This is a genomic window from Candidatus Omnitrophota bacterium, from assembly GCA_028716165.1.
Classification (GTDB): domain Bacteria; phylum Omnitrophota; class Gorgyraeia; order JABMRG01; family JABMRG01; genus JAQUQI01.
Genome location: JAQUQI010000003.1, coordinates 49590 through 62510, shown reverse-complemented (window position 1 = coordinate 62510; position 12921 = coordinate 49590). Strand labels below are relative to the sequence as shown.

Sequence of the window (12921 nt, the reverse complement as noted above, 5' to 3'; positions counted from 1 at the left end):
TATGCCTGCCAGGCCGAATAAAGGTAAAAAGCTGAGGCAACTGTCTCTAAAAACAGTCTGATACGGGGATAATTAAGGCGCTTTTTTAGAAACAAAGATTGCCTGCGATATCCATCAGGGGCTTGTTTTCGCGGGCAATATTTTGCTAAAGCACGCCCTTTGCGCGCAGAATGTCTTTTTTTATCTGCAGTCCAAGCAGTGCCTGATCCTTAAATTTTATTTCAGGCCTTAATTTTTTTATAAAACATATCTCTATATCCTTGCCGTAAATATTCCTGCGAAGGCCAAATATATGAGTTTCAACATTTGCCTCTTTCCCGTCAAAAGTCGGCCTTTGTCCGATATTAACGACCGATTTATATGTCTTAGTGCCAATAACGGTATAAGCCGCGTAAACGCCGCGCGGCGGAATAACCTCATGGTGCGGGTCAATGTTGGCGGTTCTAAAACCTATTTTCCTTCCCTTTTTACGCCCATGGATAACTGTACCCAGTACAGACACAGGCCTGTTGAGCAGTTTCGCGGCCTGTTTTATGTCTCCTCTTTCTATTAAACGGCGTATAATGCTTGAACTAATTATACGCTTTTTATGCCTTTTGGGAGAAACTATGCGCAGGCCAAACCCTAAGCGCGCCGCTATCTCTTTCAGGCCGTCATTACTGCCGGACCTTTCTTTACCAAGACAAAATCCCTCTCCGGCCACAAGGCTCCTCATACCAATCCCGTCTATCAATACCTGTTTTATAAAAACATCGCAGGGCATTTCTGCCATTACACGGTCAAACTTCAAAACCACGCATAAGCTTATGCCGGCATCGGAAAATAGTCTAAGCCTATGCTTAAGCGAACAAAGCATCAAGGCTTTTTTACGCCCTGAAAGAACATTGTCGGGATGAGGAAAAAACGTTACGACAACAGGCCGCAATCTTTTTTTACGAGACAAGTTTAATAAACAGCCCAGTATCTTCTTGTGCCCGCTATGAAAACCGTCAAAAACCCCTACCGCAACCGCGCTTGGTTTAGGTTCTTTATCCATGCCTCCCGGATAATAAAAAACCTTCATCAAACAGCCTCCAGGGTAAGGGCATCCTTGATACAAAACTGTCCCGAGCGTATCCTTCTTAAACTATCCATATAAGCCCCGCATCCCAGCTTTTTGCCTATGTCATGGCATAAAGTCCTTATATAGGTACCTTTTGAACAGATTATTCTGAATTCGGCGTTATCAGGCCCTGTTGAAATAATGTCTATGGCCTTTATTTCTATCTCAACAGGTTCTCTGTCCACGACAACCCCTTTTCTGGCCAGTTTATACAATCTCTCTCCTTTGTGATATTTCGCGGATATCATCGGAGGCGTCTGTTCCTGTTTGCCCTTAAAAGACATTATTGTATCGCGAACAAGCTGTGTTGTTACGCCTTTAATGCCGCAAACCTGGACAATATTACCCGTTCTGTCATGGGTATCTGTGGAACTGCCAAATATTATACGGCATATATATTCTTTTTCATCGCAAGAAAGCTTCGCGGAAAGTTTTGTCGCTTGATTCATTAATATTACAAGAACGCCTGTCGCCATCGGATCTAATGTCCCGCAATGGCCAACCTTGCGTATATTAAATTTTTTGCGCACGGCATCAACGACATCGTGCGACGTCATGCCCTCGGGCTTGTCTATTATAAGAATGTCTTTTGTTATCTGCATAGTTTTCTTTTCACAACAAACATAAACGGCAAAACATCCTGCAATAAAATCACCCTAATAAAAACTTTCTGCTTTTTGCAAGGACTGTCTTCTTTACCGCATCAAATTTGTCTTTTATAACGCATCCGCTGGCTGCGGCATGGCCCCCTCCTCCAAAATAGCCGGCAAGTTTGTTTACATCATAACCGTCGTTGGAGCGAAAACTAACCTTGACAACCCCCCCGGAGTCTTCTTTAAAGGCAATGGCTATTTTTACGCCTTTCATTGACCTGGGATAATTAACAAAGTCCTGCGCATCATCAATGCCGCAATGGTATTTATTGAGCATATCCTGCCTTACCTCCACCCACGCCAAGCCGGCCGGCTGATCCATATCAAGCGTTGCCAAGACAGATGCGAGCAGGCCCAGATAGCCCGCGCTGATGCCTTCATACACCTTCCGGTATATGTCAACAGGGCATATACCATACGATAAAAGCTCTGAAACTACTTTATGAGTAATAGCGGTAGTATTGGAATATTTAAACGAGCCCGTGTCCGTAAGAATTGCTATATACATATACAAAGCGGCATTTTTATTTATCGCCAGTCCGGTTTTTTTGAATAGATGATATACCTGTTCTCCTGAACACGACATGCGCGGGTCAACCCAATTTACCGTGCCATAATATTGATTACTTATATGGTGGTCTATATTAAGTATCGGAAGGGAAGGGTCTATGCCTGCTTTTGCGTTACCGAGCCTGTCAAGATCAGTGCAATCCAGCAGACAGGCTATATCATATCTGATACGGCGCGGGTCTTTTCTCGCTTTTATCAATGACTGGTTAGGCAAAAACTTATATACTTGCGGCATGTTTTCAGGAGCAAGTAAAACAACCTTTTTCCCGGCAGAACGCAAAAGCTCTGACATGGCAAGCATACTGCCTATAGCGTCTCCTTCCAGATTTTTATGCGATGCCACGGCAAAACATTTGTTCTTATTATCTTTTATAGCGGAAACAATACCCGAAAGACCCATCATCCTATCTCCTTTTCCCTGTGAAGCATATTAATAATATCGTCTATCCTTTTGGACTCGGCAGGCGGAACATCATGGATAAAAGTTATCCGGGGAATGAATTTAACCCTGATCCTTTTAGCAAGCAGGCTTCTTATAAAACCGCTTGAGGCCTTAAGGCCCTCTAATGTATCGCGCGCGCCGTCATCCGCGTTGATCACCGTAAAATACACTAAAGCCTGTCTGAAATCAGGCGACGTATCCACTTTTGTTATGGTGACAAAACCTATTCTGGGATCCCGCGTCTGCGTCTGTAGTATCGTGCTTATCTGATAACGTATCTCTTCATTCATCCTGTCTACTCGCGACATATTATTCTCCGGTTATCTGCTCTAGCCTCGCGGCCATTTCAGAATGCCTGCCCTCTCTTTGGAAAAGCGCGAGCTCTTTTTCAATCCTACGCTTGTTCAGCCTGCAAATCATGCCATCCCTGACCGCTTCCTTCATCAAGCGCAATGTATGATTATCTATGTTAAAACCGTATCTTTGTTCAAACCTGATGGCCCGAAATATCCTTGTCGGATCATCAATAAAACTTTTATCGTGCAGAACCCTTATAATGCCTTTTTCCAGGTCATCTGTTCCAGCAAAATAATCAATCTTTTCCGCGAACCTGCGCTTATTAAGAACAAGGGCCATGGCATTTATTGTAAAATCCCGCCTTTTAAGGTCAGCCCTTATGCCGGCAGGCCTGACTTCAGGGTAGCAGGCCGCTGTTTTATAATATTCTCTCCTGGCAGTCGCTATATCTATCCTGACCGGTAATGGCTCTGATGAGGCAATACTGTTTCTCGTTTTAGCCTCAAGAACCGCGGTGCCGAAACACTTGAATACGGCTAAAGAAGCGCCAAGCCTGTAAGCCAGTTCCCCGGCAAGCCCTATGCCGTCACCCTGAACAGCGATATCAATATCAAGGCTTTTTTTATTAAGCATAAGGTCCCTGACAAATCCGCCTACCGCGAACACGCCAAAACCACGCCTATCGCCTATATCGCCGGCCTCTTTTAAGATAACCTGTATAAAACCGGGCATTAATAATAATCTATCTTTAGCTTTCATAACCTGCTTGCGCGCATTATATACCGTCAGGGTCTGGGATGAAATTTGTGATGAATAGACTTCAGGCGCTCTTTGTTTATATGAGTATATATTTGGGTAGTTGATATATCGGCATGGCCCAGCATCTCCTGTACCACCCTCAAATCAGCTCCTCCCTCAAGCAGATGCGTGGCAAATGAATGCCTTAGAGTATGCGGCGTTATGTCTTTATTTATACCTGCCAATCTGGCGTATTTTTTTATCATTTTCCAGAAACTCTGTCTTGATATCTTTTTTCCAAGCCGTGATAAAAAAAGCGCCTCCGGCGAATTGGGTTTTTTCATATACTCCCTTGACCTGTCAATATACTTTCTGATAGCAGACTGGGCCTGGCTGCCGATAGGCACTATCCTTTCTTTGCTTCCTTTGCCGACGCATCTTAAAAAACCTGCGTCAAGATTCAAGTTGCCTATCTCAAGGTTTACCAGTTCCGATACCCTTAAACCGGTGGCATACATCAGCTCAAGGGCCGCCTTGTCTCTTAAACCGAGCCTGTCTCTTGTATTGGGTTTTTTTATAATATCCTCTATCTCGTCCGGGGAAAGCGTTTCCGGAAGATGCTTCCATAGCCTGGGTGAATCAAGGACACTTGTTATATCTTCTTTGACATACTTTTCCCTCAATAAAAAACGATGCAATACTTTTATGGCGACCAGGCGGCGCGATATGGAATTAGAAGAAAGCGCTTTATCTTTTTGGTATGCCATATAATCCATGACGTCGTTCCTGGCAACTTCATTCAGATGCAGGCGTTTTTTATTCGTCGTCAGAAAATCCGCGTATTTATAGAGATCACTTCTGTAAGCCGATATGGTATTACCGGAAAGCCCTCTCTCAACCACGAGATAATTCAGGAATTCTTCAATAAAATCTTTCATAGCCACGGGTTCGTCCTTTTTTCGCCGCCTATCGTAGTCTCCTCTCCGTGTCCGGGATAAACAATAGTAGCATCATCCAACAGGAACAACTTATCCCTGATTGAAGATTTAATCTCCTTATTACTGCCGTATGGCAAATCCGTTCTGCCTATGCCTTGAAAAAAAAGCGTGTCTCCGGTAAACACGACGCCGTCATGGTAAAGGGATATGCCCCCCGGAGTATGCCCGGGCGTATGGATGACCCTAATGCTGATATCAGAAACGTCTTCTATAATATCATTATCTTTCAACAGCCGCGAGGCCTTTGGAGAGCATTTCAGGGTTCCATAAAAAGGGGCCAGATTTAATAAAGGGTTGGTCAGGAAATTGGCGTCTCTTTCGTGGATATAAATAGGTAAGCCGAGCGCCGCATTGCCTCCTATATGATCTATATGGCCGTGGGTATTGACCACGCACTTGGGAACAAGGCCCTCTTTTTTCATAAAATCCCGTATCCTGTCCGCATCAGAGCCGGGATCTATGACAATAACCTCGCGTAGCTTCTTTGAACCGAATATGTAACAATTCGTGCCGACACTATCTATATAAATCTTATAAACCAGCTGATCCTGCCGAGGGCATTTAAACATAATTACGCCTGATCAGGTTTTATTAAATTTTTCATGCAATGATACGAAAAATTCCTGCTTATTGATCTATAATGCTTTGAAAGCCTTGATGAGAGCTCATTGCTGTTTGAATTAAGGTAATTAGGCTGTTCTATCTTTTTCGCCATCTCCTCCAGCTCCAGGATATAAGGCTGGAGTTTGGCCTTTTCCTCATCTACAAGCAGGCTTGCCATTTTTTTAATATCGGTAACAGCGTATCCCATTTGGCTCTTGACCCTTTTTATGCCGTCTTTGGCTTTTACCGACCTTATAAGTTCCGACTGCGAACTCCTCCAGAAAGAATAATTATTGGCGTATAACTGTTTATTGGTAAATTCCCGGGCATAATCATAAGGCTGTAATATCGGCCCCTGCTTGTCAGCATCTTTCTTTGGCCTGACAAATTTTTTTCTCCAGGTGCCGCTGCACCCGGAAGCGCACAATACGGTAATTAATAATAAATAGACAAGCGCTGATCTTGCCTTCATAAATGACCTCCGCGTTTTATCATATGCTTAAATTCATCTTCATCAATGATGGCTATTCCCAAATCCCGGGCCAGGGCCTGCTTTGAGCCCGGGTCTTTCCCGCAGACAAGATAATCCGTCTTTTTACCCACAGATTCGGAAATAATCCCGCCCAGCGACCTGACGGCATCCTGGGCCTGTATCCTGGAAAAATCCTTTAATGTGCCGGTAAAGACAAAGGTCTTTCCCGATAAAACACCTTGGGGCAGGGCGGACTGCCGGCTCAAAATAACACCATAACCTTTCAGTTTATTAATGATCGTATCCGTATCCGGTTGCGAGAAAAAATCCACAATAGACTCCGCCATCACCGGCCCAATAGCATCTATATCAGCAAGGATTTCTGCCGGCTGCGCTTTCAGCTTTTCAATACTGTCAAATTTTAAAGATAGTATATTTGCCGCGTGTATACCGACATGCCTTATGCCCAGGGAATAGATCAGCCTGGAAAACGGCCTGGTCTTGGAGCGCTTTATTGAATCCAGTAAATTATTGGCTGATTTTTCAGCCAGCCTTTCAAGCTTTAATATATCGTCAAGGCCTAAACAATATATATCAGCATAGTCACCGACCATACCCCTGTCAACCAGTTGGTTGATCAGCGCGTCCCCAAGGCCCCTGATATCCATCCCGCTTCTTGAGGTAAAATGCGCCAGCCTCTCTTTTAGCTGGGCAGGGCATCTCGGGTTTGTGCACCGTAATGCCACTTCCTGTCCGTGCCTGGATACTGCCAAACCGCACGACGGACATATGCTGGGCGGGGCAAAATACCTCTCCGAGCCTGTCCTGTCATCAGGCAGGGAACAAACCACCTGCGGTATTATCTCACCCGCCTTCTCAATAATAACATTGTCTCCTATCATTATATCTTTACGCCTGATTTCATCCATATTATGTAATGTGGCGCGGCTTACAATACTGCCTGATATCTCAACAGGTTCAAGTTCGGCAACAGGGGTCAGCACACCGGTCCTGCCGACCTGAACAATGATATCTTTTAATTTCGTAACCGTCTTTTGGGCCGGGAATTTATAGGCTATCGCCCAGCGCGGAGACTTCGTGGTAAAACCAAGCAGGGCCTGATATGGTATTGAATCAACTTTTACCACAACACCGTCTATATCATAACCAAGCCGGGTTTTGTCTATATGCCATTTTTGGCAATATGCTATGACCTCATTTATGTCCGAACATCTATTGGCATGAGGGCTTGTGCGAAACCCCTGATCTTTGAGAAATTCCAATATCTGCGATTGGGCGGGCAGTAGTTTTTCACTGCAATAGCCTATTCCATATATAAACGCGTCAAGCCTTCTTTTTCTGACAATGTCCGGGTCAAGCAGTTTCAATGAACCTGAAGCGGCATTCCGCGGATTAGCGAATTTCTCCTCTCCAGAGCCGGTTTTTTGGCTGTTAATTTCATCAAACGCGGCCCTGTCCATAAACACCTCCCCGCGCACCTCTATCTCCGCCGGAAAAGCCCGGCTGTCTCTTACAGACAGCGGTATGGTTTTAATGGTCAATACGTTTTCCGTAACATCGTCTCCTATTTTACCGTCGCCGCGTGTAGCGGCATATTGAAATTTACCGCCGCGGAAAAAAAGTGATATAGACACCCCGTCAATTTTAAGTTCCGCCACATAAGAAACTTTGTCGGCCTTCAAGTTTTTTCTGACGCGCTTATCAAACTCTATAAGTTCATCGTCGGAATATGTATTATCTATGCTAAACATCGGCGCGAGGTGCCTGATCTTTTCAAAACCCCCGCTCAAGTCCTTTCCCACGTTTTGCGTAGGAGAATCGCCGCTAATAAGAGAAGGGTTCTGGCGTTCTATTTCTTTTACCCGGCGCAGCATTGCGTCGTATTCATAGTCAGCAATTTCCGGGGCGTGTTCCACGTAATACTTGCGGTCATGCCCGCGGATCAGTTTTTTTAACTTCTCTAATTCTTTTTTCTTTTCCTGTTTTGGCATACGCTAAAACCTTATATGAAACCCCTTGGGCCTATTGTCAGATTCGTGCCAGCATACGATATCCCTGTCTATATGCCTTCCCATATCATGTTTAACGGAATTCAAAAATTCGCTCAATACGCCAGGGCCCGCCTGGGCATCTAATTCAACACTGCCGTCAGGCATATTTCTTACCCAGCCTGAAACTCCAAGGTTTTCGGCAATACGTTGGCAGGTAAACCGGAAACCGACTCCCTGAACCCGGCCGTGGAAAGTCACGCGCATTCTTTTATTCATATTTAATATTTTTACAAGATAGGCAGTAAATCTGTTAGTATAAATTTTTTACATAAACAGCCTCTTGCCTAAAAGGCTGGGCGATAAAATATGGTCGCAATTACTGAACGAAGTACGAACCTTTTTTGAGCAACAATTTCTGCCGTGAACGGCAGAAACCCGCCCCAGCGGCTCGCCGCCTCTCGGCGGACAAAGCCCGCAAAAATTTCTTTTTCTTTTAATGGGCGCGCGCAAAATTCTTTTTCAATTAAGGAAACAATTTTTGCGGGCTTTGCCTTCCTGCTTGAGCAGGAACGAGCCGCTTCCCACCCCTGCCGCGCCTTCGGCACGGAAAGCAGGCGGGCAAAAATTCCTTCCCCCAGACCCCCTTCCTTTTTGCCCGCCTGCTGGAAACCCTCAGCGATTTTTTCGGACGGCGGCGGGACTTCAAATTGGGCGGTGGGTGGGGAAATCTTTTGCAATATATCCAAAGATCGCCTTCAACTCCTTTATTTTATCACTTTTTCCTTCTGAAACAACATTTCCGTCTTTATCAAGGTAATCTTTAACCTCGCCTTGTTTGAGTACAACAATATTCTTGTTCTTCACCTTCAAAACTTTTACCTTGTCCAAATCAATTTCTTCGGCTTCTCTGTCGTCAGTTCTTGGCGTTTCCTGAAGTTCTTTTTTTAACTCTTGATCAAATTTACTTTCATCAAAGTTTATTCCCTTGTCTTTTATAAATTGTTTCAAGTCGGCAATAAACTTTTTTCTATTTTCCCTATGCCATTTTGAACGATTGATTGAAAAATCCTTATCAACAACCGCAAAATATTTTATGCCGAATTGCCCGCAGAATTTTTCAAAAAACAAAGTCGGGTCGCAACCATTCATCATATAAAAATTACCAAGCAAACCTAAAAAATCATTTCCTTCGCAAAATTTTGAGTATCTGTCATAATCCTCTACGCCTTCAAGAAAAATTGCGGCATCCGTGAAAAACAAATCCCTGTGGCGAAAAAAGAAATTTCTGTTTTCTTTCAATTCGTCTGCCAAAGTATCGTCTTTAAGTTTGTGGACAATAATCTTGTTTTCTTTTGTTTTTTGAAAACGAGCAATATTTTTTATAAAACTCGGCTCGGTAAAATAAGAAGAATGCGTTGAAATAAATACCTGTTTATCTTTGGACTCTTGCAATAATAACTGAAAAAGTTTTTTCTGCGCCTGCGGGTGCAGTGATATTTCCGGCTCATCAATTAAATAGATTATTGACCCTTTTGATTGATTAGAAATGGAACGAAGCAGTAGAAGCGTAAAAATCATTTCAATTCCCGAGCCGAGCTTTGCGACTGGTATTTGATTTGCCTCATTTTCTTCACGAAGCGCAAAGAAAGCGTCGGAAAACGGCCATAAAATGTTTATAAAATCCATTTTTATTTTTTCAAAATCTTCTCTGTTAAAAAACGTTTTCGTCTCTTGTGATATTTTTTCGCCGGTGCCTTTCTGGGCAACTTCAATCATTTTCGCAAAATAATCGTTCGCTAACTTCATTACGGCATTTTTGTTATCTTGACTATCTTTTAATCCTTTAACAAATTTCCAGTTCAAGTCATCAACAATACGATCAAAGGTCGTTGTAAAAGTCCCACTCGTTATATGCCTTGTGCGATATTTGTCAAAATAGAAAATATTAAGTTCGTCTTTGTCTAATTTGCCTGCGTCAAATATTTTGTGATATCCTTCAACGGATTTACCTTGCTTACCTTCTGAGTTTTTATAATTTTGGTCAACATTCAAAACGCTTGTAGAAACAGAAAGGGCTGGCGAAAGTAGTTTTCCGGGCGACTTTCTGTCTCTCTGGCTGGCGGTAAAAATCAAGCCATTGCATTCAAAAAATTGTCCGCGATATGTTTCTGGCATTTTGTAGTTAAAGTTCTGATTGAAAATCGCCTCAACGCTTATTTCGCTCGTGTCTTTGTGAAAATCAAAAATTTTCAATTTGTTTTGAATTGCGAAATGACTTTCTGTTAGAAAATTTATTGCTTCCAAGGTTGCCGTTTTCCCTGTCCCGTTTTCGCCGACAAAGATATTAAGTCCGCTTCCTTCCGTTTTGCCGTCAGGAACATTAAACTCCATTGCTTCGCTCTCATCGGCAAAGCATTTGAGGTTTTTTATTGTGAGCTTCTGGATAAACATAATTCATTCAACCAATTTTTTAATTCTATACATTTTCTTATCAAGTAATTTCAAATCGCTATTATCTTTCCAAATTTCCTTAAAATCCTTGTCTCTCATTGTTCTAATATGTCCGAGATAAATTGAAACGAAATGCCCATTGATTTTTGTTTCCTTCGCCGCTTTTAAATTCTTCTCGGAAATTTTTATATAATCAGGATCAAGTTCTATCCCAATATATTTTCTTCCAAGTCGTTTTGCGGCCACTGCTGTTGTACCTGTTCCCACAAAAGGATCAAGTACAATATCGCCCTCATCTGTAGTCATTAAAATTAACCTCTCAAGAAGCGGCACAGGAAGTTGACAGGGGTGCTCATCCCTTCGCTTTTTATGTCTTATTCGGTGTATATCATTCCAAACATCGGAGAGAAGCGGTCCGAATCCATGGGCTTGATCTTTTTTGCCGCCGTAATCTTTTAAAAATTCATCGCAAATCCTACATCTTGGGTGCGGATACCTAATATCAAAAAATTTAAAATCTTTATGAGATTTTGATTTTGTGTAATATAAAACTCCATAATGGTTAGGTAATAAGGTTTTCCCCATCGGTGCGCCGCCGGAATCCCAAGCAATCCAATGTCTAAAATATGCAATTTTATTCAAATGCTCTGCGTAGTGTGAAAGCCAGCGAGGAATATTGTGAACAAAAATTGCCCCTGTTGGTTTAGTGATTCTCACCATTTCACTTATCCACTCATTGCACCAATTTAAATAATCTTGTTTTTCTTTTGAATCTTCATAGTGATTGTATTTTTTCTTTAAATTAAAAGGCGGGTCGGCAAAAGTCATATCCACCGAATTATCCGGTATTCCCTTCAATATTTTGAGACAATCGCCCTTAATAATTTTTTCGAGGTAATTTTTTGGCATATTTAGTTAATACTTAAATTCCAAATTTCTAATGCTTTTTTTGCAAAATTTGTTTGTCTATCTTTTATAGCCTTTGGTGTCCAGTCAGTAATGCTACTAAGATTTTTTGTTATTTCTATTTCAGATTTTTTATATTCCTCTTTTTTTACGCTAAAGCTTTTGCTTTTAAGATCTGAATTAGGTTTAGTTTTTAGTAATGTAAGATTGCCGATTCTTTTATAGTAGGATTTTTGGCTCTCTTCATCAAAGGTCTGCCAGTCAGATTTATTAACAACTATTTGTGGGAGTATATGCTCGAGATTTACATTGTCAAAATTCTTTACAACAGATTTTTCTTCACTTTCGCTATATTTTTTCTCAAGCTCAATCAAGTAATACTGGGCAAGAGTATTTTTAGTAACTGTGGCAATACAGAACGCTTCTTTAAATTGATTATCTGTTGGTATTAAATGTTTTGCAGAATCTAGTAAGTCTTTTGTGGTTTTAATTTCTCCATTATTGATTTTTTTTGCTTGGTTTGAGAATTCTCTTTCAAGAGTTCCGCCAGGGATTGATCCTGTAATTAAATTTCTAACACTCCACGATAATATTAATTTAAAAGCTTTTTCTGTTTCTTTTGAATCAAACTGATTCAAAACTGCTAAAAGGAGTGGTCTATTTTGATATAAGCCTAGGTCATTAAATTTTTCTACATATTCTTTAGTTGTCTTTGTATGGTCGTCCCAGAAAGAATGGTTTTGGTTTAATAAAGCTAAATATTTACTTGTAGATGATTTCAAATCACTTAAAAAAGAGACTGATAAATTTGCATTTGTTGTTTTGTTTTTGATTTCTTGGAATAGATCTTTTTCGCGAGTTAAGCCATTACGGGACGACCAAAAATATCTTATATATTTAATTATTTCTTCTTCATCTTGTGCGGCCTCAATCGCACCAGACATTTCAGACCAATAATTTTGAGCTTCCTTGATTCTGCTCCCAGCTTTATTAAAAAGATGATTTTTTATTAAATCTGCTTGAGACAAAGCTAAACCTCTGTCATTTAATGTTTCAAAGACAGTAAATGCATTCGATTCATCTGGCACTCTCACTATTATTACTTTTACTTTTTCTTTTATAAAATCATTTAAATTGAAAATGTAGTCATATTTACCACCATCAAGTTTTACTTTGTTTGCTATAAAATTATATGCAACACTGTAGGCTTTGTTTATTCTTTGATGTGATTCTTTTAATTCTTTTGACTTTTCGTTCTTAACTATTTTTGAAATAAAATAATCATTATCATCATTTCCCAATCTTAACTTCGGCACAGGCTCTTTTGTTCTAATGTCAATATCACAAATGTAGTCGCGTTCAATCTTATCGCTTCCTTGCTGGTCTTTATTTATTTTTAAAAAATTTCTAACTGCAGCGAATAAAATCGTGATAGTAGCAATTCTTTGCTGCCCATCAACCACTTCCCAAATTCCTTCATCTTTAGTCTGATTAACTACAATTGAACCTATAAAATAATCATGGGGATGCGACTGGTCTATATCTTGTAATAATTCCTCAACATTTTTTTCTTCCCACGCATACGCTCTCTGGTAAATAGGAACAGCAATAATTTGATCAGCAATAAACTTGCCTATGCCTGATATTTCAAATTTAATTTCATTTAAATTGCTCATA

General features: G+C 41.1%; 14 protein-coding genes. All 14 read right to left on the bottom strand.

The genetic code is table 11. The features are described from left to right. Positions 1–145: 145 nt before the first annotated feature. The 14 genes from PHV77_02850 to PHV77_02785 all read right to left on the bottom strand — a co-directional run bounded on the left by PHV77_02850 (position 146) and on the right by PHV77_02785 (position 12920). On the bottom strand, positions 146–1063 hold the full coding sequence (locus PHV77_02850) for a bifunctional riboflavin kinase/FAD synthetase (protein MDD5504237.1): 918 nt from the start codon (positions 1061–1063) through the stop codon (positions 146–148). Then, a complete protein-coding gene (truB, locus tag PHV77_02845; GenBank protein ID MDD5504236.1) occupies positions 1063–1704 on the bottom strand; it encodes a tRNA pseudouridine(55) synthase TruB in 642 nt (213 codons plus the stop codon). The genes PHV77_02850 and truB overlap by 1 nt, the downstream gene beginning before the upstream one ends. Before the next feature lie 49 nt (positions 1705–1753). After that, positions 1754–2728 (bottom strand): DHHA1 domain-containing protein, encoded by a 975-nt coding sequence (locus tag PHV77_02840; protein MDD5504235.1) that lies wholly within the window; start codon positions 2726–2728, stop codon positions 1754–1756. Beyond that, positions 2725–3075, bottom strand: coding sequence for a 30S ribosome-binding factor RbfA (rbfA, locus tag PHV77_02835; GenBank protein ID MDD5504234.1), 351 nt, complete (start codon positions 3073–3075; stop codon positions 2725–2727). Before rbfA ends, PHV77_02840 begins: the two co-directional genes overlap by 4 nt. A 1-nt stretch (position 3076) precedes the next feature. After that, a complete protein-coding gene (locus PHV77_02830) occupies positions 3077–3823 on the bottom strand; it encodes a hypothetical protein (protein ID MDD5504233.1) in 747 nt (248 codons plus the stop codon). A gap of 26 nt (positions 3824–3849) precedes the next feature. Beyond that, the gene (gene xerD / locus PHV77_02825) at positions 3850–4740 is read right to left on the bottom strand and encodes a site-specific tyrosine recombinase XerD (GenBank protein MDD5504232.1); all 891 of its coding nucleotides are present in this window, start codon (positions 4738–4740) and stop codon (positions 3850–3852) included. Further along, the gene (locus tag PHV77_02820; protein MDD5504231.1) at positions 4737–5369 is read right to left on the bottom strand and encodes an MBL fold metallo-hydrolase; all 633 of its coding nucleotides are present in this window, start codon (positions 5367–5369) and stop codon (positions 4737–4739) included. The genes xerD and PHV77_02820 overlap by 4 nt, the downstream gene beginning before the upstream one ends. A 2-nt stretch (positions 5370–5371) precedes the next feature. Next, positions 5372–5875 (bottom strand): hypothetical protein, encoded by a 504-nt coding sequence (locus PHV77_02815; GenBank protein ID MDD5504230.1) that lies wholly within the window; start codon positions 5873–5875, stop codon positions 5372–5374. After that, positions 5872–7887: an NAD-dependent DNA ligase LigA gene (ligA, locus tag PHV77_02810; GenBank protein MDD5504229.1), complete on the bottom strand. Its 2016-nt coding sequence runs from the start codon at positions 7885–7887 to the stop codon at positions 5872–5874. The genes PHV77_02815 and ligA overlap by 4 nt, the downstream gene beginning before the upstream one ends. Before the next feature lie 3 nt (positions 7888–7890). Beyond that, positions 7891–8163, bottom strand: a complete 273-nt coding sequence (locus tag PHV77_02805) for an acylphosphatase (GenBank protein MDD5504228.1) — start codon at positions 8161–8163, stop codon at positions 7891–7893. A 68-nt stretch (positions 8164–8231) separates the two neighbouring features. Beyond that, positions 8232–8633, bottom strand: coding sequence for a hypothetical protein (locus tag PHV77_02800; GenBank protein MDD5504227.1), 402 nt, complete (start codon positions 8631–8633; stop codon positions 8232–8234). Further along, positions 8590–10338, bottom strand: a complete 1749-nt coding sequence (locus PHV77_02795; protein ID MDD5504226.1) for an AAA family ATPase — start codon at positions 10336–10338, stop codon at positions 8590–8592. The genes PHV77_02800 and PHV77_02795 overlap by 44 nt, the downstream gene beginning before the upstream one ends. A gap of 3 nt (positions 10339–10341) precedes the next feature. Then, entirely contained in the window at positions 10342–11247 is a 906-nt protein-coding gene (locus PHV77_02790; GenBank protein MDD5504225.1) for a site-specific DNA-methyltransferase, read from the bottom strand. A gap of 2 nt (positions 11248–11249) precedes the next feature. Beyond that, the gene (locus tag PHV77_02785; GenBank protein MDD5504224.1) at positions 11250–12920 is read right to left on the bottom strand and encodes a DUF262 domain-containing HNH endonuclease family protein; all 1671 of its coding nucleotides are present in this window, start codon (positions 12918–12920) and stop codon (positions 11250–11252) included. Position 12921 lies beyond the last annotated feature (1 nt).